The 19,732-nt window shown below is 70.8% G+C and carries 14 protein-coding genes; 2 read left to right on the top strand and 12 right to left on the bottom strand.

What is annotated here, in order from left to right; all coding sequences use genetic code 11:
- Positions 1 to 64 precede the first annotated feature (64 nt).
- Positions 65 to 1,741: a GAF domain-containing protein gene (locus tag ACIBTX_RS14365; protein WP_396832620.1), complete on the top strand. Its 1,677-nt coding sequence runs from the start codon at positions 65 to 67 to the stop codon at positions 1,739 to 1,741.
- A 110-nt stretch (positions 1,742 to 1,851) separates the two neighbouring features.
- Here ACIBTX_RS14365 and ACIBTX_RS14360 read toward each other — a convergent pair whose 3' ends face one another.
- Positions 1,852 to 2,490 (bottom strand): response regulator transcription factor, encoded by a 639-nt coding sequence (locus ACIBTX_RS14360; protein WP_357123027.1) that lies wholly within the window; start codon positions 2,488 to 2,490, stop codon positions 1,852 to 1,854.
- A gap of 193 nt (positions 2,491 to 2,683) precedes the next feature.
- Between ACIBTX_RS14360 and ACIBTX_RS14355 the strand changes: the two genes are divergently transcribed.
- Positions 2,684 to 3,658, top strand: coding sequence for an Acg family FMN-binding oxidoreductase (locus ACIBTX_RS14355; RefSeq protein ID WP_357123024.1), 975 nt, complete (start codon positions 2,684 to 2,686; stop codon positions 3,656 to 3,658).
- Between the two features lie 3 nt (positions 3,659 to 3,661).
- Here ACIBTX_RS14355 and ACIBTX_RS14350 read toward each other — a convergent pair whose 3' ends face one another.
- From ACIBTX_RS14350 to ACIBTX_RS14300, 11 genes are all read right to left on the bottom strand, one after another.
- Positions 3,662 to 4,312 carry a TOPRIM nucleotidyl transferase/hydrolase domain-containing protein gene (locus tag ACIBTX_RS14350; RefSeq protein ID WP_357123021.1) on the bottom strand — a complete coding sequence of 217 codons (651 nt, stop codon included), beginning with the start codon at positions 4,310 to 4,312 and terminating at the stop codon, positions 3,662 to 3,664.
- A gap of 165 nt (positions 4,313 to 4,477) precedes the next feature.
- A complete protein-coding gene (locus ACIBTX_RS14345) occupies positions 4,478 to 6,514 on the bottom strand; it encodes a beta-galactosidase (RefSeq protein WP_357123018.1) in 2,037 nt (678 codons plus the stop codon).
- 74 nt (positions 6,515 to 6,588) lie between these two features.
- Positions 6,589 to 7,560, bottom strand: a complete 972-nt coding sequence (locus ACIBTX_RS14340) for an acetylxylan esterase (protein ID WP_357171322.1) — start codon at positions 7,558 to 7,560, stop codon at positions 6,589 to 6,591.
- 43 nt (positions 7,561 to 7,603) lie between these two features.
- On the bottom strand, positions 7,604 to 8,749 hold the full coding sequence (gene dgoD, locus ACIBTX_RS14335; protein ID WP_396832552.1) for a galactonate dehydratase: 1,146 nt from the start codon (positions 8,747 to 8,749) through the stop codon (positions 7,604 to 7,606).
- A complete protein-coding gene (locus ACIBTX_RS14330; RefSeq protein ID WP_357123009.1) occupies positions 8,746 to 10,011 on the bottom strand; it encodes an enolase C-terminal domain-like protein in 1,266 nt (421 codons plus the stop codon). Before ACIBTX_RS14330 ends, dgoD begins: the two co-directional genes overlap by 4 nt.
- A 55-nt stretch (positions 10,012 to 10,066) precedes the next feature.
- On the bottom strand, positions 10,067 to 12,289 hold the full coding sequence (locus tag ACIBTX_RS14325) for an FAD-dependent oxidoreductase (RefSeq protein ID WP_396832551.1): 2,223 nt from the start codon (positions 12,287 to 12,289) through the stop codon (positions 10,067 to 10,069).
- A gap of 21 nt (positions 12,290 to 12,310) precedes the next feature.
- Positions 12,311 to 13,150, bottom strand: coding sequence for a carbohydrate ABC transporter permease (locus ACIBTX_RS14320; RefSeq protein ID WP_357123003.1), 840 nt, complete (start codon positions 13,148 to 13,150; stop codon positions 12,311 to 12,313).
- Positions 13,147 to 14,094 carry a sugar ABC transporter permease gene (locus tag ACIBTX_RS14315; protein ID WP_357123000.1) on the bottom strand — a complete coding sequence of 316 codons (948 nt, stop codon included), beginning with the start codon at positions 14,092 to 14,094 and terminating at the stop codon, positions 13,147 to 13,149. The genes ACIBTX_RS14320 and ACIBTX_RS14315 overlap by 4 nt, the downstream gene beginning before the upstream one ends.
- Before the next feature lie 6 nt (positions 14,095 to 14,100).
- Positions 14,101 to 15,411 carry an extracellular solute-binding protein gene (locus ACIBTX_RS14310; protein WP_357122996.1) on the bottom strand — a complete coding sequence of 437 codons (1,311 nt, stop codon included), beginning with the start codon at positions 15,409 to 15,411 and terminating at the stop codon, positions 14,101 to 14,103.
- Positions 15,408 to 16,304 carry an NAD(P)-dependent oxidoreductase gene (locus tag ACIBTX_RS14305; protein WP_357122993.1) on the bottom strand — a complete coding sequence of 299 codons (897 nt, stop codon included), beginning with the start codon at positions 16,302 to 16,304 and terminating at the stop codon, positions 15,408 to 15,410. The genes ACIBTX_RS14310 and ACIBTX_RS14305 overlap by 4 nt, the downstream gene beginning before the upstream one ends.
- On the bottom strand, positions 16,301 to 19,504 hold the full coding sequence (locus tag ACIBTX_RS14300; protein ID WP_396832550.1) for a sugar-binding protein: 3,204 nt from the start codon (positions 19,502 to 19,504) through the stop codon (positions 16,301 to 16,303). The genes ACIBTX_RS14305 and ACIBTX_RS14300 overlap by 4 nt, the downstream gene beginning before the upstream one ends.
- Between the last annotated feature and the right edge of the window lie 228 nt (positions 19,505 to 19,732).

The following is a 19,732-nucleotide window of genomic DNA, read 5'->3' as shown; positions in this document are numbered from 1 at the left end:
TCGCGCGGTGACCAGCAGCGTCCCGCAGCCTCGCCCGGAAACCCCGGTGACGCCGTCGCTCGGGCTGAGCCCGCTGTCGCGGGTTCGCCTCGACGAACTGCTCCAGGAGATGCTGGACCGGGTCGGCGAGGTGATGACCAGCCGGGAGCGGCTGCGGGCGCTGCTCGACGCGGTCGTCGGCATCGGCACCAACCTGGATCTGCGCACCACCCTGCGGCGCATCGTGCAGGCGGCCTGCGAGCTGGTCGGCGCCCAGTACGGCGCGCTGGGCGTGGTCGGCCCGGACCGGTTGCTGCACGACTTCATCGTGCACGGCATCACGCCCGAGCAGCACGCGCAGATCGGCGACCTGCCGCACGGGCGGGGTGTGCTCGGCCTGCTCATCGACGATCCGCGCCCGCTGCGCATGCCGGACATCACCCAGCACCCGCGCTCCTACGGCTTCCCCGCCAACCACCCGCCCATGCACAGCTTCCTGGGCGTGCCGGTACTCATCCGGGACCAGGTGTTCGGCAACCTCTACCTGGCCGAGAAGCAGGGCGGCGCGCAGTTCACCGAGGACGACGAGGAGATCGTCGTCGCGCTCGCCGCCGCCGCCGGCGTGGCCATCGAGAACGCCCGCCTGTACGCCCTGGCCCACCGGCGGGAACGCTGGCTCGCCGCGACCGCCGAGATCACCACTGTGCTGCTCGGCGAGGTACGCCGCACCGACGCGTTGGCGCTGGTCGCCCGACGGGCCCGGGAGGTCGCCGAGGCGGAGCTGGCGCTGGTGCTGCTGCACGACAGCGAGTCCGCGCAGTTCACCGTGGAGGTCGTCGACGGCGTCGACGAGCAGGCCCGCGCGCTGGTCGGCGCGGTCCTGCCGGCCGCCGACACCAGCTTCGGGGCGGCCGTCGCCGAGGGCCGGCACGACCAGGTGGACGACCTGGCCCACGCCGCGCCGTGGCCGGCGCTGCTGCACACCGGGCCCGCGATCGTCTCGCCGCTGGCCACCGCCGACACTCTGCACGGCGTGCTGATCGTGGCGCACCGGCCCGAGCGCGGCGGCGGCGCCAGCGAAGAGGACGTGGCGCTGCTGGGCAGCTTTGCCGGTCAGGCGGCGCTGGCCATGGAACGGGCGCGTGGTCAGGAGGAGCGCGAGCTGTTGGTGGTCCTGGAGGACCGCGAGCGGATCGCCCGGGACCTGCACGACGTGGTGATCCAGCGGCTCTTCGCCACCGGCCTGCAGTTGCAGAGCGCCGCGCCGATGATGGCCCGCCCCGAGGTCGCCAAACGGATCAACGCGGCCGTCGACGACCTCGACGACACCATCCGCGACATCCGGCGGACCATCTTCGAGCTGCGGACACCGATGACCGCAGCGCTGCGTACCGAGATCCGCGAGGCGGTCGAGCTGGCCGCCGAATCCCTGGGTTTCAAGCCGCACCTGAAGCTGACCGGCCCGGTGGACAGTGCCGTCCCCGACGCCATCCGCCCGGAGCTGGCCGCCGTGCTGCGCGAGGCGCTGTCCAATACGGTCCGCCACGCGCGGGCCACCCGCGTCGACGTGGCCGTACGCGTCGAGGGCGAGCAGGTGAGCGTGACGGTCACCGACGACGGGGTGGGCTGCGACCCGAGTGCGGCCCGAGGCGGCCTGATCAACCTGCGCGAACGCGCCGACCGCCGCAACGGCGCCTTCACGATCCGCCCCGCCGACCCCCACGGAACCGAGCTGCACTGGTCAGTGCCCCTGCGCGACTGACCGACGCCAGTCCTCCGACCGCGCCGATCTTGCACTTTCGGTGGACGATATGAGGAGCAAGGTCGGCTTTGTCGGCGCAGAAAGTGCAAGATCGCGGGAATGGGGGCGGCTCAGGGGGTCTTGCCGAGCAGGCGGGTGGCCAGGACCGCCGCTTGGGTGCGGCGCTCCAGGCCCAGCTTGGCCAGCACGCTGGACACGTAGTTCTTCACCGTCTTCTCCGCGAGGAACATCCTTCCCGCGATCTCCCGGTTGGTCAGCCCCTCGGCCACGTACTCCAGGATCCGCCGCTCCTGCTCGGTGAGCGACTTCAACTCGCGCGGCTGCTCGACGCCGTTGCGGATGCGGTCCAGCACCCGCGTGGTGATCGCCGGATCGAGCAGGGACTGCCCGGCCGCCACCCGGCGCACCGCGTCGACCAGATCGGTGCCGCGGATCTGCTTGAGCACGTACCCGGCGGCACCCGCCATGATCGCGGCGAACAGCGCCTCGTCGTCCTCGTACGAGGTCAGGATCAGGCCCTTGATGGACGAGTCGACGGCCCGGACGTCGCGGCACACGTCGATGCCGTTGCCGTCGGGCAGCCGGGCGTCGAGGATCGCCACGTCCGGCCGCAGCGCCGGGATGCGACGCGACGCCTCCTGCGCGGAGCCGGACTCACCGACCACCTCGATGTCGCCGCTGCTCTGCAGCAGGTCGGCCAGGCCACGGCGGACGACCTCGTGGTCGTCGAGGAGGAAGACGCGGATCATCCCTCGTTTCTACCCGCGCCGCACGACGGGTGCACGGGCCGAAGGTCCCGAACGGAGGGACCGACCGTCGATGGGGCGGTCGGGCCCGGTGGGTCGGGACGTCCGGCCCTGCTCGCCGCCGCCCGATCGGCGGACCGTGAGGGTGTGCCAGCCGTCGCGGCTCGACGACCGGCCCAGGGAAAGGAGCACCGCCATGGACATCGGCTACACCGCGAACCACCTGCGGACCGCCGCCGACAGCGCGGTCCGGGCGCCGTCGCTGCACAACACGCAGCCGTGGCGGTTCCGGCTGCGTGCCGGCGGGATCGAGGTGCTGGCCGACCCGTCACGTCGGCTGCCGGAGACCGACCCCAGCGGCTGGGGCGTACGGGTCGCCTGCGGCGCGGCCCTGTTCAACCTGCGGATCGCGTTGGCTGTGGCCGGCGTCCCCGCCCGGGTGCGACTGCGTCCGGACCCGGCCGAGCCGGATCTGCTGGCCCGACTGGTGCCGGACCTCCCGCGCCGGCCCAGCCCCACCGAGCAGAGCCTGCACACGGCCATCCCCCGCCGGTTCAGCAACCGGCTGCCGTTCTGGCCGGACCCGGTGCCGTCCGACGCCCGCTGGCGGCTCGGCGACGCGGCCCGCGCCGAGGGGTGCTGGCTGGAGCTACTGGTCGGGGTGAGCGCCGTGAACGCGTTCGGCGAGATCGCCCGTGGCGCGCACCGGGTGCTGGAACGCGACCCGGCGTACCGCGCCGAGCGGGAACAGTGGCTGCGTCACGAGTCCGCGCCGGACGGCGTACCCACCTCGGCCGGCGGCCCGCAGCACGAGCCACAGGATGTGCTGCCGACGCGCGGCTTCGGCGGTCGCGACCGCGCGCCGGGGCGGGACTTCGAACCCGAGCCGCTGGTCGGGGTGCTCGGCTCGGTCGGTAACACCGCCATCGACCAGGTGGTCGCCGGTCAGGCCCTGCAACGGGTGCTGCTCACCGCCGTCGACGCCGGGTTGGGCGTGTCGATGTTGTCCCAGCCGATCGAGGTCCCGACGGCGCGGGAGCAGCTACGCGTGTCGCTGGGGCGGTTCGGCACCCCGCAGATGGTGCTGCGCGTCGGGTACGGCCAGCCGGGCCGACCCACCCCGCGCCGGGAGGTCGACGAGGTGTTGGACCTGCCGGTCGTGCCGGCCTGAGACTCAGTCGGCGAGCAGCCGGTCCAGCGGGCGCGGCACCCGATCCGGGTCGAGCGCCCGCACGAGCGCCTCGGCGTAGCGCGCCTTGCGCCCGCTCATGGTGCCCAGAAAACGACGCAGTTGCCGCTCGATCGACCGGCCACGTTGGGCGGGCTGGTTCTGGAAGACCCGGAACCGGGCCAGATCCCGCTGGTCCGCGATGACCCGCCGCACGCCGTCGCTGCCCAGGGCGCGGATCAGCTCGTCCTCCAGGTCGGTAACGCAGACCCCGAACCCGAGCGCCTCCATCGCCGACCGGTCCAGGGCGGCACCGAAGCCCGCCTGCTCCAGGCCACGGCGGAAGAAGCCCTCCTCGGCCTCGTCGCACAGCCCCCGTACCGCGACGGCGAGGCCCTGCGACCCGAACAGCCGCAGGTACCGGCCGACGCTCATCGCGCCGCCGAGCGGCACCACGCAGACACCCTCACCGGCGAGGTCACGGTGCCGTCGCTCCGCCAGGGCCTCCACCGCGCGCTGGTCGCTGACCCCCTCGACGAGGACGACCGTACGCAGGCCGGCCGCCGACTCCCGGGCGGCTGCGGCGGCCGTCGCGGCATCGGGGCCGCCGGCCGCCCACAGGTGTACGGCGGCTCGGAAGCGGTCCGGCTCAGGCACGGCACCGAGTCTCGCAACGGTTGGTCCACCCCGCCACCGGATTCATGCCGGATTGGCCGGCGTCGAGTGACCCGGGCAGCCCGAACGGGCGGCGTCTGCCGGCTGGTGGCCAGGTCCACGGCCGTACGTTCCGCGACGTCCGGGACGCCGAGGGCCAGGTGACCATCACGTGTCGGCCGAGTCCGGGACCGTGGCGCGGCGCAGGACCGCCACGGCGCGCGGCGCCAGGACGTCGTTCCCGGAACCGAGCCGTTCACCGTCGACGGCGGAGATGTCGAGGGGCTGCCCAGTACGGTTGATCAGGAACCAGTACGGTCCGCGTACGGCCAGTTCGACGCGACCGCGCAGGCCCGGCGGGAGTTCGCTGTCGAGACCGGCCCGCTTCGCCAGGTCGGCCAGGACGACGGTGAGCCCGGCGGGCCGCAGGCGGGTGGAGACGTAGGCGGCGGATCCGGAACCGACGGCCCGACGGGTGATGGCCGGCCGGCCGGTCTGGCCGCCCTGGCCGTACCGGGCCAGGACTTCGGTCGCGGGGTCCGTGAGGTCGATGCGGTCGGTCCACAGGGTGCCCACCGTGCCGTTGTCGAGCTCGACGCTCTGCTCGTCGGGCAGGGGGGCGAACTCCTCGATCCTGATGCCGAGCAGATCGCGCAGGGCTCCCGGGTATCCGCCGAGCCAGACGTGGTCGTGCTCGTCGACGATGCCGGAGAAGTAGGTGGTAACGAGGTGGCCGCCGTCGGCGACGTAGCCGCGTAGCCGGTCGGCGAGCGCTCCGGGCACGACATGCAGCATCGGGGCGACGAGCAGACCGTAGCGATGCAGCGGCGCGTCGACGGGGACCACGTCGGCGCGGATACCGAGTTCGAGAAAGGCCGTGTACCAGTCGAGGGCCTCCTGCCGGTAGCGGAGCCGGTCACTGGGGTGCGCGTCGTGCTCGGCCGTCCACCAGGACTCCCAGTCGAAGACGATGGCCGCGTCGGCCGGCCGGCGCGTGGTGCCGGCCACCTCGGCGAGATCGCGCAGCGTGGCACCGAGATCGGTGACGGCGCGGAAGATGGTGCTGTCGACGCCGGCGTGGGGCAGCATCGCCGAGTGGTACTTCTCCGCGCCCGCCGCGGACTGACGCCATTGGAAGAAGCAGACCGCGTCCGCGCCGTGGGCGACGTGCGTGAGCGAGTCGCGGGCCATCTCGCCGGGCCCCTTGGCGACGTTGATCGGCTGCCAGTTGAGCGCGCTGGTGGAGTGCTCCATGAGATACCACGGCCGCCCGCCGGCCAGGTTCGAGGTGAGGTTGGCGGAGAACGACAGTTCGTCGTGCGCCTGCGGGCCCGGCGTCGTGTAGTGGTCGTTGGCGACGAAGTCGACCTCGGCGGCCCAGTCGGCGTAGTTGAGCGCCTTGGACCAGCCCATGACCATGAAGTTGGTGGTGACGGGTACGTCCGGGGTCACTTCGTACAGCACGGACCGTTCGGCGCGCAGGTGGTCCTTGAGCGCGTCGGAGGAGAACCGTTTGAAGTCCAGTTGCTGCGTCGGGTTGAGGTGCGTGGTCGCCCGCCGTGGTGGCAGGATCTGCGCCCAGTCGCCGTACTGCTGCGACCAGAACGTGGTCGCCCAGGCCCGGTTGAGGGCGTCCAGGCTGCCGTACCGGCGGCGCAGCCAGTCCCGGAACGCGGTCGCGGCGTCGTCGGAGTAGTCGTAGGCGTTGTCACCGCCCAGTTCGTTGTTGACATGCCAAGCGGTCAGCGCCGGGTGGTCGCGGTACCGCTCGGCGAGTGCGCGGGTCAGGCGGAGCGCATGCAGTCGGAAGATCGGCGAGGTCGGCCGCCAGTGCTGCCGGGCGCCGGGCCAGATGGTGCGGCCGTCTCCGTCGACGGGCAGGATCTCCGGGTGCGTCGTGGTCAGCCAGGGCGGCGGGGACGCGGTCGCGGTGGCCAGGTCGACGGCGATGCCGTGGGCGTGCAGCAGGTCCATGACGTCGTCGAGCCACCCGAAGTCCCACACGTCCACCTGCGGCTGGATCCGGGCCCAGGAGAAGATCCCCAAGGAGACGATGTTCACGCCGGCCACCTGCATGGCCCGGACGTCCGCGTCCCAGATGTGGCGTGGCCACTGCTCGGGGTTGTAGTCGGCGCCGAACGCGAGGCGGCTCCGGGACGGGTCCGATGGCCAGCGCAACCATCGATGATTGTGCTGCGGCTGCATGCCGGCTCCTCTTCCGCGGTGCTGTTGTTGATGGTGACGTGGGTCCGGTCGCCGCCGGGTCGGCTGTGCCCCGCTCACCCGGTGAGCGGCTTGGCGGCGAACCTCAGCTTTTCGACCTCGTGGAAGGCCTGGCCCCCTTCGTGCCCGTTGAACGGGTAGACGCGGATCTCCTTCGGTCCGGCGTAGTGGTTGTACGAGGCGTACACGGTCGACGGCGGGCAGGCCGCGTCCATCAGCCCGACGGAGTACAGCGCCGAGGCGCTGGCCCGCTTGGCGTGGTTGACCGTGTCGAAGTACGAGAGCGTCCGCATCACCTGGTCGCGTTGGTCCCGGCGGACCTTGAGATAGCCGGTGATCTCGGCGTACGGCGAGGCGTCGGTGATGGTCAGCGCCCGGGGGAAGTCGGCCAGGAACGGGACGTCGGGCATGGCGGCCACCAGACCCGGGACGAGGCCGGCCACGGCGGTGGCGATTCCACCGCCCTGGCTGGTCCCGGCGACGGCCACTCTGCTCGGATCCACCTCGGACAGTTCCCGTACGGCGTCGATGGCCCGGACCCCGTCGGTGAAGACCCGGCGGTAGTAGTAGGTCTCCGGACTGGCGATGCCTCGGGTGGTGAAGCCCGCGATCGCGGGGTCACCAACGGGGTCCGGATCGGGTGTGTCCCCCCTGGGGCCCTTGGCGCCCTGACCTCGGGTGTCCATGATGAAGTGCGCATATCCGGCCATGGCCCACAGCGGTCGTTCGTGTGGCAGGCCGCGGCCACCGCCGTATCCGACGTACTCCACCACGGCGGGCAGTGCACCGGTGCGGGTGACGGGCAGGTGCAGCCATGCCTTGACCGGGTTGCCGTCGTAGCCGGCGAAGGTGACGTCAAGGGTGTCGATCAGCGCGAGGCCGTTGTCGACCGGCGTAGCGGTGAGATCGAGAGAATGGGCGCGCGCGTCCTGGAGCGTCGCGGTCCAGAAGCTGTCGAAGTCTTCCGGCTCCGCGATCGCGGGCCGGTAGCTGCGTAGACGGTCTTCGGGCATGTCGAACTGTGCCATGGCATCTCCACGGTTGCTGGGTGGTCGGAAGTCGAGTGGGTCGTCACCACTCGGTGAACGCGCCGTCCGGGCCGCGCCAGACGGGGGAACGAAAGCGGTGGCCTCGTGCCGCCGCCGCGCGCACCGCCTTCTCGTCGACGTCGATGCCGAGGCCGGGCGCGCCGAGACGCTCCACGTGCCCGTCCCGCAACCGCAGGACGTCGGCGTCGACGAGATAGTTCAGGCCGTCCTGGCCGTTGTTGTAGTGGATGCCCAGGGCCTGTTCCTGAATGAGGAAGTTGGGGATGGCCAGGTCGATCTGCAGGCAGGCGGCCAGGGCGATGGGGCCGAGCGGACAGTGCGGGGCCAGGACGGCGTCGTACATCTCGGCGACCGCGGCGATGCGCCGGACCTCGGAGATGCCCCCGGCGTGCGAGAGGTCGGGTTGGACGACGGCCACGCCGGCGTCCAGGACGTCCCGGAACTCGCGCCGGGTGTAGAGCCGCTCGCCGGTGGCGATCGGCAGTGCGGTCGCCGTGACGATCCGGGCGATGTCGCTGGAGTACTCGGGCCGCAGCGGTTCCTCGACGAACAGCGGCACGTACGGCTCCAGCAGTGGCAGGAGGCGACGGCTGGCGGCGATCGAGGCCCGGCCGTGCAGGTCGATCGCCACGTCGTGGTCGGAGCCGATCGCGTCGCGGACCTTGGCCAGGAGATCGACGACGGATCTCAGGCCCGCGGGTGTGTCCAGGAACGCCATCGGGCCCGGCGGTGCGATCTTGACGGCGGTGTATCCGGTCGCGATCGCCGCCGCGGCGTTCTCGGCGACCTGTTCGGCGGTCTCGCCGTACGCCCAGCCGTACATCCGGAGGCGGTCGCGTACCGGCCCGCCGAGCAGTTCGTGGACCGGTGCCCCGCGAACCTTGCCGGCGATGTCCCACAGCGCCTGGTCGATGCCGGCGACGGCGCTGGACAGTACGGGGCCGCCGCGGTAGAAGCCACCGCGGGTGAGGACCTGCCAGTGGTCTTCGATGCGCATCGGATCGCTGCCGATGAGCAGGTCGGACAGCTCACCGATGGCGGCCTGGACGGTCTCGGCGCGGCCTTCCACGACCGGTTCACCCCAGCCGACGACACCGTCATCGGTGGTGATCTTCAGAAAGAGCCAGCGGGGCGCGACGAGGAAGGTCTCCAGACGGTCGATTTTCACGGGGCCACGATCCCGCCGTCGAGGTGCCGTACCTGGGCCGACCACCGTTCGTGCAGGTGCTCCACGGGCGGGTACTTGGCCGCCTCCGCCTCGTCGAGGTCGATTCCCCAGCCGGGTGCGTCCGACGGATAGAGGAAACCGTTGCGGGGTGCGAGCGTGCCCGGGAACACCGCGTGGACGTCGGGTGCGTACTCGTGGCCCTCCTGCACGACGAACGCCGCGCTGGTCACGTCGAGCGCGACGTTCGCCGCCGCGCCGATCGGGGACACGTCGGCCGGCGCGTGCCAGGCGGTGCCGACACCGTGGAGTTCGCACAGGGCGACGAGTTTGCGCGCCGGGCTCAGGCCGCCGATCGAGGAGAGGTGCAGGCGCAGCAGATCGACGCCGCCACCCGTCACGAGCCGGGCCGCGTCGGCCACCGACGCCACCTGTTCCCCGACCGCGATGGGCATGGGCGCGGCCGCGCGGACCTCGCCCAGCCGGTCGTAGAACTCCGGCGCGATCGGATCCTCCAGGAAGAACAACCGGTACTCCTCAAGCTGGCGGGCAAGTCCGACAGCCTGCTTGACGGTCAGCCGGGAGTGGACGTCGTGCATCAGGTGCGGCTCGGGCCCGAGGGCCGCGCGGGCCTGCGCGAACAGGTCCGGTGTGTCGCGCAGGTAGCGGTGCACGTCCCACCCGCCGGGGTGCGGTGTCCCGGGGTACTCGCCGGGCGTGGCCGGGGCGCCGTAGGTGCCGACACCGGGGCTGCCGACCTGGAGCCGGACGTGCCGGTAGCCCCGGTCGAGCAGGGCGCGGGCCTGCTCCAGGGTGGCGTCGACGGTGGCCCCGCCGGCGTGCAGGTACGTGTCGGCCGCCGCGCGGACCCGCCCGCCGAGCAACTCGTAGACGGGCATGCCGGCCCGTTTGCCGGCGATGTCCCACAGCGCCTGGTCGACGCCGGACAGGGCGTTGTTGGTGACCGGGCCGCTGCGCCAGTACGACGAGAAGTGGACCATTCGGAAGATGTCCTCGATGTCGGCCGGATGGCGGCCGACGAGCAGCGGCGCGACATGACGGTCGACGGTGGCGGCGACCGCGTGGAACCGCTGGGTGAACGTCGCGCAGCCGAGCCCGTACAGGCCGGGATCGTTGGTGTCGACCCGGACGACGACGAGCGGCACGCCCTCCGGGGCGGTGACGATCGACCGGACGCCGGTGATGCGTAGCCGGTCTCGGCCGGGCCAGGGTGCCTGCGTCTCCGGCATGGGGTTGAGGGGCACGAACGTGGTCTCCTGTTCGAGGATCGTTGCGTGGATGGACGGCGACGGCGGACCGTCAGGCGTAGGCCCGCACGGCGATCAGCTGGGCCGAACCGGTGCCGTTGGTGGCGGTGACGACAACCCTGATCCGGTCGGTCACGATCGGGGCCGCGAGACTGTGCGTGCGGCGCCGCTGCCGGTTGTCGGCCACCGACACGAGCGGCTGCCAACCGGTCCCGGCGGCGCGGGCCTCGATCCGGTAGTCGCGCACGAGCGTCGGCATGAGCGTGAACGGCATCCGGTGGTGGGGCAGGTTGATCAGGTCCTCGTTGACGTCGTCGTTGGCGATGACCTCGACCCGGCTCACCGTCACCGGCTCCGCCCAGGTCAGTTGCAACCACGGCGCACCGTCCGTGGCGAGGGGCCGCGACATCCACAGGTGCGGTCCCGCGAAGGGGCGCAGGTACCCGTCGACCACCTTGTCGGCGGAGTAGGCCGCCGTCGGACCGGTGCGCAGGCAGAAGGTCCGCCGGCGCAGGGCCGCGCTCTTCCACTCGAGCACCGGCTGCCGCTCGTCCCGGTCCGTCTTCGGCGGTACGTGGGACAGGGACAGGACGCCGGGGACGGTCGTGTCCGCGACGTGCAGGGTCACGGCGGGGTTGGCCCGTACCCGCAGGAAGGCGTTGCGCGCGGTGGGCGGCGTCCACTGCAGCGGGAGGCGGACCCATTGCCGGACGCCCGCGGCGACCGGGACCCGCGCGGTGTCGACAAGCGTTCCCGGTACGTAGTTCTGGCCGGGGCCGGGATCGTAGAGGTCCACCACGAGCGTCGTGGCCTCGGCCGCGTCGACGAGGAGTTCCGGCCCTACCAGGGCGGGATCGACCGGCAGCACGATGCCGGCGTCGGCGGTCAGCGGCCACTGGGCACCCGGTCCGGCCACGTCGATCCGGTCCAGCGTCGAGGACGCCGTCACCAGCGCCGTGCGGGCCTGATCGGTGGGGTCGGCCGCGGCCACGCCGATGAGCGACGCGTCGGAGCGCAACAGGGTCTGCTGGAGGTGACCCGCGTCGAGTTCGCGTGGGACCACCTTTCCGTCGAGACACAGGGCGGCGGCGGTTCCCGCCGCCTGGCCCAGCGTCGCGCAGGTGGCCATCACCCGGGTCGACCCGAACGCGATGTGGCTGGCCGACACGTTGCGTCCGGCGAACAGCAGGTTCGTGGTGTTCACCGAGTACAGGCACCGGTAGGGGATGGGGTAGACGCCGTCCGGGTGCAGGTGTTTGGAGGCGGCCTCCGTCGCGTACATGCCCTGCGGGGGATGCATGTCGATGGACCAACCGCCGAAGGCGATCTGGTCGGGGAACTCCTTCTGGCCCATGATGTCGTGCTGGGTCAGCACGTAGTCGCCGATGAACCTGCGGTACTCCCGCTTGCCGGGGACGGCCCCGACCCATTCCAGGGTCATCGTGTCCGCGTCGAACCGGCCCGAGTTCTTGATGTGGTCCCAGATGCCGTAGATGACCGACCACAGCTCGTCCCGGATGACGTCGTTGTCGTGGACGGTGTCCAGCTCCCCGCCGTACTCGATCCACCAGTACGCGGTGCCGTTGTCACCGGCCCGGATGATGCGTCGCTGCGGGATGCTGGTCTGCGTGATGTCCTTGGCGAACGACGGCGCCACGTAGGTGACCGGCTCACCGGCGTCCTTGGTGTAGAAGAGCAGGGTGCTGCCGAGGGTGATGTCGTCGGCCTCGGCGGGCGCCCAGGGTTCGCCGTACTCGCCGCTGGCCTCGCGGCCGATGCGGTACTCGGCGCCGGCCAGGTGTCCGACCAGTCCGTCGCCGGTGCAGTCGAGGAAGATCGGCGACGAGAAGTGGATGAGCCGTTCCGAGCCCATCATCCATCCGGTGACGGTGTGGATCTGCCGCGCCTCGGGCGGCCCGTCCGCCTCGACGTCGCGGACGTCGGTGTTGAGATACAGCGAGATGTTCGGTTCCGCCCGTACGGCGTCGAGCACGACCGTGTCCCACACGTACGGGTTGCCCTGCGGGTTGCGGTACTGGTTCTCCACGAACAGCTCACCCATGATCCCGCCTTCGCGGGCGTAGTGGTTGTCGCCGTGGCTCGTGGCACCGACCACCCAGACCCGCACCTCGCTGCTGGAGTTGCCGCCCAGCACCGGCCGGTTGTTGATCAGCGCGACCGTCCGGCCGAGGCGGGCGGCGGCGATGGCTGCGCACACACCCGCCAGACCACCGCCCACCACGGTGATGTCGTGTCCGGCGTGTTCAACACGCATGGTGATGAGCCTCCGTCGGTGTCACTTGAGCCCCGTGCGGCTCAGTGCGGACAGGAACTGGCGCTGGAACACGAGGAACACGATGATCATCGGTACGACCGAGGAGGTGGCCGCGGCCATCGACAGCCCACCGGCGAGGCCGCCGTCGCCGTCGACGAAACGGGTCAGGCCGACGGGGAGCGTGTAGTTCTCGTCGGTGGAGAGCATGATCAGCGGCGTCTCGTAGCTGTTCCACGACCAGACGAAGCCGAGAATCGCCAGTGCGGCGAGGACGGGCTTCGCCATCGGCAGGTAGATGCGCCAGTAGATCGACCACTCGCCGGCGCCGTCGATGCGTGCGGCCTCGGCCAGTTCCCCGGGTACGGCGGAGAAGTGCTGGCGCATCAGGAAGGTGCCGAAGACGGTGAACATGCTCGGCAGGATCAGCGCCCACAGGGTGTCGTACAGGCCGACGGCCTGGAAGAACATGAACCGGGGCACGAGCAGCAACTGGGTCGGCACGATCGAGGTCGCGATGTAGAGCAGGAAGAGGCGGTCGCGACCCTTGAACCGCATGCGGGCGAAGGCGTACCCGGCCAGGGAGGACGTGAACAGCTCGCCGGCGACGGCGACGGTCGCCACGATCAGGGAGTTGGCGAAGTAACGCAGCAGGGGTGGGTCGCCGGCCCACACGTCCGCGTAGTTGACCCACCGAACCGGGTCGGGAATCCACGTCACCGGAAGCGTGAACACGTCGATGTTGCGTTTGAGCGAAGCCGAGATCATCCACAACAGCGGGAGGGCGAAGAGCACGGCGATCGCCCACATGACGACGCTCAGCAACCAGGTGCGCAGGGTCCGGTCAGTACGGCTGCGGGTCATGTGTAGAGCCCCCGTCCCTTCTGGAACCGCCACAGCACCAGCGTCAGCAGCAGTACCGCGGCGAACGTGACGACGCCGATCGCTGCGGCGTAGCCGAACTTGTAGGCCTGGAATCCGGACTGGTACATGTAGTAGGCGAGCACGGTGGTGGACTCCCCCGGGCCGCCGCCGGTCAGGAAGGCGATCAACCCGAACCCCTGTGACGTGCCGATGAACGACGTGATCGCCAGGAAGACGGTGGTCGGCATGAGGCTCGGCCACGTGATGGTGCGGAACCGACGCCACGCGCCGGCGCCGTCGATCATCGCCGCCTCGTGCAGGTCCTGGGGCAGCTCCTGGAGAGCGGCCAGGTAGATCACCGCTTGGTAGCCCATGCCGGCCCACACCTGGATGAGCACGAGCGCCGGCAGAGCCCAGTCCTCGGACACCAGCCAGGTCGGCGGCTCGGACAGACCCAGGAACCGCAGGGCCTGGTTGAGCAGCCCGGCGCTGGGGTTGAGCACGAGCAGCCAGACCATACCGATGGCGACCGTGTTGACCATGCTGGGTACGAAGAACACGACCCGCAGCGCGGCCCGGCCGACCAGCGGTCGGTTGAGGGCCAGCGCGAGCAGCAGGCCGAACGCGATCGACAGCGGAACGCCGAGGCCGGCGAAGAACACCGTGCGGCCCAGGGCTTTCCAGAACTTGGGGTCGGCGAACAGCTCCGTGAAGTTGTCCAGGCCCACCCACTCGATCCCGCCCAGGCCGGACAGCACGTTCCAACGCGTGAACGCGATGCCCAGCCCGGCCAGCATCGGACCGAGGGTGAAGGCGATCAGTCCGATGAGATTGGGAGCGATGAACAACCACGGCAACCAGGAACGGACCCCGGCGGGCCGGCGCTTCTTCTCCCGTACGACGGGCGGTACCGGTGACCGGGCCGACCCAACCAGAGTCTGCATGTGTCTCTAGGCCGCCTTTTTGATCGCGGCGTCGCACTGTTCCCTGGCGGTCCGGGCCCACTGGTCGATGCTGATGTTCCCGAGCAGGACCCGCTGGTTGAGCCCGTTCATGATCGTGGAGATCTCCGCGTGCGCCGTCTGGATGGCGTCCACGGGAATCCGCGCGTCCGAGGTCAGCAGGTTGGTGACCAGCGACTGCTCGTCGAACAGCTTCGCGGCGTCGGGTCCGCCCAGATCGGCGGCCAGTTTGGCGGTGTCGCCCCCGGGCAGCGACGGGAGCCGGCCGCCGGGCACCATGTGTGCCGCGCCTTCGCCGAGCCAGAACTGCAGGAGCGTGAAGGCGGCGTCCTGGTGCTTGGACTTCTTGGTGATGGCCACGTTGTCGCCGTAGGCACCGGTGTTCCAGAACTGCGCGCCCTTCTGCGGCGCCGGCATCGGCAGCAGAACGGTCTTGAAGTCGTGCGGATACTCCTTGGTGTCCTTGATATAGCGCAGGACGAACGGCTGGGAGATCCACATCGCGACCTTCCCCGTGAGGAACGGGGTCTGGGCGAACGCGTCCCACTTCTGCGCGACGATCTCGGTCATCGGGACGGCGGACTTCTCGGCCATCATGTCCAGCCGGAGTTGGAAGTTCTCCCGGAACGCCGGGTGGTCGAAGTTGGACTCGCGGCCGCCGGGCTTGTAGGTGAAGTCCGGGCCGAGCTGCTGGCGGGCAAGGTCCGGCGGGATGAGGCACCCGTACACGCCGTTGCCGGAGAGCTGCTTCGCGATCGCCCGGAAGTCGGCGGTCGTCCAGTCCGCCGGGATGGTGACGCCGGCCCTGTCGAGCAGGCTCTTGTTCGCCAGCACCGTCTCCACGCTGCGGCTGGCCGGAGCCGAGTACGCCTTACCGTCGAAGAAGTAGTTGCTGGCCGGATTCGCGCCGGGGGCGAAGGCCTTCAACACCGGGTCACCGGAGAGCCGGTCGGTGAGGTCGGTGAGCAGACCCGCCTCGACGCGCTTGGCCAGGGCCGAGCGCGCGTACGACACGACCACGTCGATGTCGAGACCGCCCTGCAGCGCCGTGTCGAGCTTGAGGTTGCCCTGGTCGTCGTTGACGAAACGGGTGTACTTGACCTTGATGTTCGGGTGCTTCGCGGTGAACGCGGCGAACAGGGCGTCGGGGCCGTTCTCCGCAGGCACTCCGCCCCAGACGTTGAGGGTCACCGTGCCGGCGTCACCGGAGTCGTCCTTGCCGCAGGCCGCGAGGAGGGCGGCGGAACCCAGTCCGGCCGCGCCGGCGAGCAGGCGCCGGCGGCTGATCGTACGTGTCATGGCGTCACTTCCTGAGCTGAGAATGGTGGCTGTCCGGGTGGGGACAGTGGATAGCGGTGCTCGGGGGTGAAGCCGAGCAGCCGCGCGGCTCGACCGGTGTCGATGGCGACGCTCCGGCCGGTCAGTCGCGTCCGCCGGGGCACCCCCGGTAGGTGTTCGTCCAGCAGCGCCTCCGTATCGGTGGCGCTCAGGGTGTCCGGCGCGGCGACGAACACCGCGTGGAATCCGGTCACGGGGGCGGTGAGGGCCAACAGGCCGGCGCGGGCGGCGTCACGGGTGTCCAGGTACGCCCACAGTTCGTTGGCCCCCCACGACGGGTGTTCGACGTAGTTGCGGGCGTACTTCTCGAACTGATCGCCGGGACCGCCGAGCAGCGGCAGGCGCAGGGCGACGACGGCCATCCCGTGCCGGCGGGCCATCATGGCGCCGATCGCCTCGTCGGTCTGCTTCGACAGCGCGTACGGGTCGGCCACCTGCAGCGGCAGATCCTCGTCGATGGGCAGGTAGGCCGGTGTCTGCGGGTGCGGCGACCAGGGCAGACCGGTCACCGACAGGCTGCTGGCGATGACGGCCCGGCGGACGCCCCGCTGAGCCGCCTCCTCCAGCACGGTGAACGTCGCCTGGGTGTTGGTGGTGAACACCTCGTGCGGTGTGCCCAGGGTGGGCGCGGGGATGGCCGCGCAGTGGAAGACGGCGTCGACCTCCGCGAGGGCGTCGCGTACCACGATCGGGTCCCCGGCGGATCCGGTCACCATCCGGCCCGCCCGGGTGTCGCCCGGGTCGTGCAGGTCGAGACCGGTGGTGGGGATGAGTCGGTCGGCGAGCAGCGTCAGGGCCGCCCGGCCCAACCGTCCGGCCGCACCGGTGACCAGGACCCGCCGGGGCCCGCTCACGGCGCCATCACCTGCACCGGCCGGAACTCCGCGGTGTTCTTGGCCAGGACGATGCCGCCGCCCCACTGGATCCAGCCGGCCCGGCCGATGCCGTCGTCGTCATCGTTGACCACGAAGGACAGGGCGACCGGTGCGGTGGGCGGACCGCTGAGCCCGAGTGCGGACCAGGGCACCGACACGCGGTAGGAGGTGGTGGTCCCGTTCCGGACGATCGCCGCCGTCGCGCCCGGCGTCGCCCCGGCCACGCCGCCGGCTGGCGGCGTGAAGGTGTACACGGCCGGACCGGTGCCCAGCAGCGCCGCGCCGATCTCGACGCGGGCGGTCGACCGCCCCGGAAGGTCGGGGCTGACCGCCAGTTGGATGGAGTCGCCGTCCCACATGCTGCCGGCCGTCTTCGTCTGGGCGTGGACGTTGTCGGTCACGTCGGCCGTCAACCAGAGGGCGTCCGCGGTGCGGGTGAGCTTGACGGTGCCCGACAGGTCCGACGTGCCGCCGTAGGGAACCCGCCGGTAATCGACCGCGCCGTCGGCCGCCAGATTCACGGGTACGACCGTGTTCTGTCCGTCGGCCTCGATCGGGTTGAAGCCGACGGTCCCACCGGCACGGAACGCGCCCAACTGTGTCGTGTCGACGCGTACCGACATGTCGTAGGACTTCCACGGGACGATCCCCGCGACCGGTATGTCGACCGAGGTGACCGAGTTCGGCGGTACCGGGGCGACGCCGGTGACCGTGCCGCTCTGCGTCCCCACCGTCCACGCGATCTGTGCGACGTCCAGGGCCGTCGCCGACTTGTTGTTGGTGATCTTCACCCGCAGCGACCCGCCGAGCGGCCCGACCGACGTCACGATCGGATCGACGGTCGCCACGACCGGATCGGTGATCATCGCGTCGTCGCGCAGCACCATCGACGCCGATCCGCCGGACCCGGCCCGCACGTGTACCGTTCGCGGACCCTTCACCGTGCTGCCGGGAACGGTGACGGTCTTCGTCCCCACCTGCCCGGCCGGCGCGTACACCGGGTAGGTGCTGTCCTCGATCTGGAAGTTGGTCCACGTGCCTCCACCACCGTGGGTCCGGTCCACCTTCAGCGTCACCGGGATGTCGTCGCCGACCGCGACCGTGTCCGGAACCGAGACGGAGTAGACCTTCGGGTTGCTCACCGCGAGGGCCGTCGGCTTGCCCCTGGTGAAGACCGGGTGCTCGGTCAGGTCCAGCGTCACCTTGCCCTGTAGGGGTTCCAGGGTGTTCGACCGGCCGTAGGCGTTGGTGACCGTGACGGGGGTGGTGGTGCTCAGCTCCACCTGCGTCGGTGTGGTCGCCCACATCACCCGGACCGGCGTCTTGCCGGCCCCGCCGGCGAACTCGTACGAGTAGACACCCGAGCCCAGGTTGTCGGCGGCACGGAAATCAAGACCGGCGAGCTGGCGGATCAGCACCGACTGCGTGACCAGCGCCGGCTTCGGGGCGTAGGCGTTCATCCCGAGGTACCCGGGACGGCGCATCACGCCGAAGTTGTACTCCTGGTTCGACGCGGTCGTGCCGTCGTTGAGGAAGTCGTACCAGTAGTAGCGGCTGGCCCCGTTCGCCACGGCCAGGCTCGCCGTGCGGACCAGGTAGTCGCCCTGCTGCAGTTCGGTGACGCCACCGTTGGTGTGGGTCGGGTATCCGTTCTCGGTGATGTCGATCGGCATGTCGCGACCGTTGTTGTAACGGCGGATCAGGTCCTTGAACGTCGGGATCAGGGTCACGCCGCGGACCTCCGGCGGGGCCGGGAAGCCGTAGAGGTGCGCGCTGAAGCGGTCCATGTACTGCAGGCCGCCGATCTGGAACAGCTCCTCCCACCACGTGGGTCCGCCGCCGGCCGGCGCGACGACCTCGGCCTGCGGGTGGTCGGCCTTCACCTTGGCGTAGGTCGCCTGCAACAGAGGCAGGTAGCACTGCGGGGTACGACCGCACAGGCCGTTGTTGAAGCCCCCGTCGAACTCGTTGTACACCTCGACCTTGTTGGTACCGGAGAGGGTGAGCATCGCCGAGGCGTAGGCGGCTAAGGCGGCGTGGCCCTCCGGCGTGCTCGGCGTCTTCCCGCCGTCGTAGAGCGGATTGGCGAACGCCGCGACCAGCAGCGGCTCCATGCCGTTGGCGGCCAGCCCGTTGAGGAACGGTGCGCCGTAGGTGGGCATGGTGTAGGTGCCGGCGGTCTTCTCCACGTGCTGCCAGGACAGGGCGTCGCGGACGTGGGTGTAACCGACCTTCGCCATCGTGGGAATGAGACTGGCCGGGTCGCTCTGCGAGAAGTGGGTCCCGACTCCCCATGGCGCCCCGGGCCTGCGGGCGTCGGCGGGAAGCGCGTCCAGCAGCGCCACCGGTGTGTACCGGGTGACCGGGAGTCCGCCCACCTCGGCCGTGACGCCGAGGGTGTAGTAGCCGGGCTTGACCGTGGCGAGGTTGACCGTCGCGGCGCCACCGGACACCGCGGCCGTGCCGCTGGCCGCCGGCACCCCCTGCTCGTCGGCGACCGACCAGCTCACGCTGGCCGCGCTGGAGGTCACCGGGATGGTCCGCGGCTCGGATCCGCTGAAGACCAGGTTCGTCGCGGTGATGCGCACCGCCTCGGCGGTGCTGAAGCTGACCGAGACGTCGGAGACGCACAGGTCGGTGGCCGACCGCCCGAGCCGGCTGTCCCACGAGGCGATGCGGAAGTCGGCGCCGGACGGCAGATCGCCCTTGAACTCGGCGTCGGGCAACTGGAAGACGTAGGAACGCCAGACGTTCCCGCCGGTCAGCGGGACGGCGTCGCCGGCCCGGTTCTGCCCCGTGCCGTCGTACTGGATCGTGAAGTGTCCGGGGCCGGCGTCGAAGTAGCTGACCTTGACGAACGCGTACCCGGTGGTGGCCGGCTGTCGGGCGGCGTCGACCCGGAAGTACAGGAAGTCATTGGTGATCGGCGTCTGCGTGGTGGTCCAGCAGGGGCGACCGCCCCGCTCGGTGGCCGCCGCGGAGATCTGGCCGGAGGCGTCGCCGGGATTGCCGGCCATGCCGTTCCACTGTGGAGGCGCCGAGAGCACCGCGGAGGCCGCGGCGGCGTCGGCGAACGCTGGCGGCGCGACGCCGATCATGGGTAGACCGATGAGAACGGCCAGTCCGGCCGCGACGTGCGTGCGCCATCTGTGGCGGCGCACGTTCGAGGGTCGTGTCAAGTTCGTCACCTCTCGGCTCAGCCACGGTCCGCTCGTTGGCGAATCGTCGTCCCGTGACTTGGGCGCGTGGCGAGCCGACCGGCTCGCCACGGTTCGCAGCATGTGGCGCCTTTCCGTCCATGGCGGCAACCCGCCGGGACCCACCCCGTGATGTGAGAAACCGACCCGGGCAGCACTCATCGCGCCTGCTCTAGCAGGGTCGACTGCGGCGACCAGGCGGGATCGTTG

The sequence above is a fragment of the Micromonospora sp. NPDC049359 genome (genome assembly GCF_044466585.1).
In the GTDB taxonomy this organism is placed as follows: Bacteria; Actinomycetota; Actinomycetes; order Mycobacteriales; family Micromonosporaceae; genus Micromonospora.
Note: the sequence above shows the minus strand (reverse complement) of the source record. Positions and strands in the feature narration are given on the sequence as shown.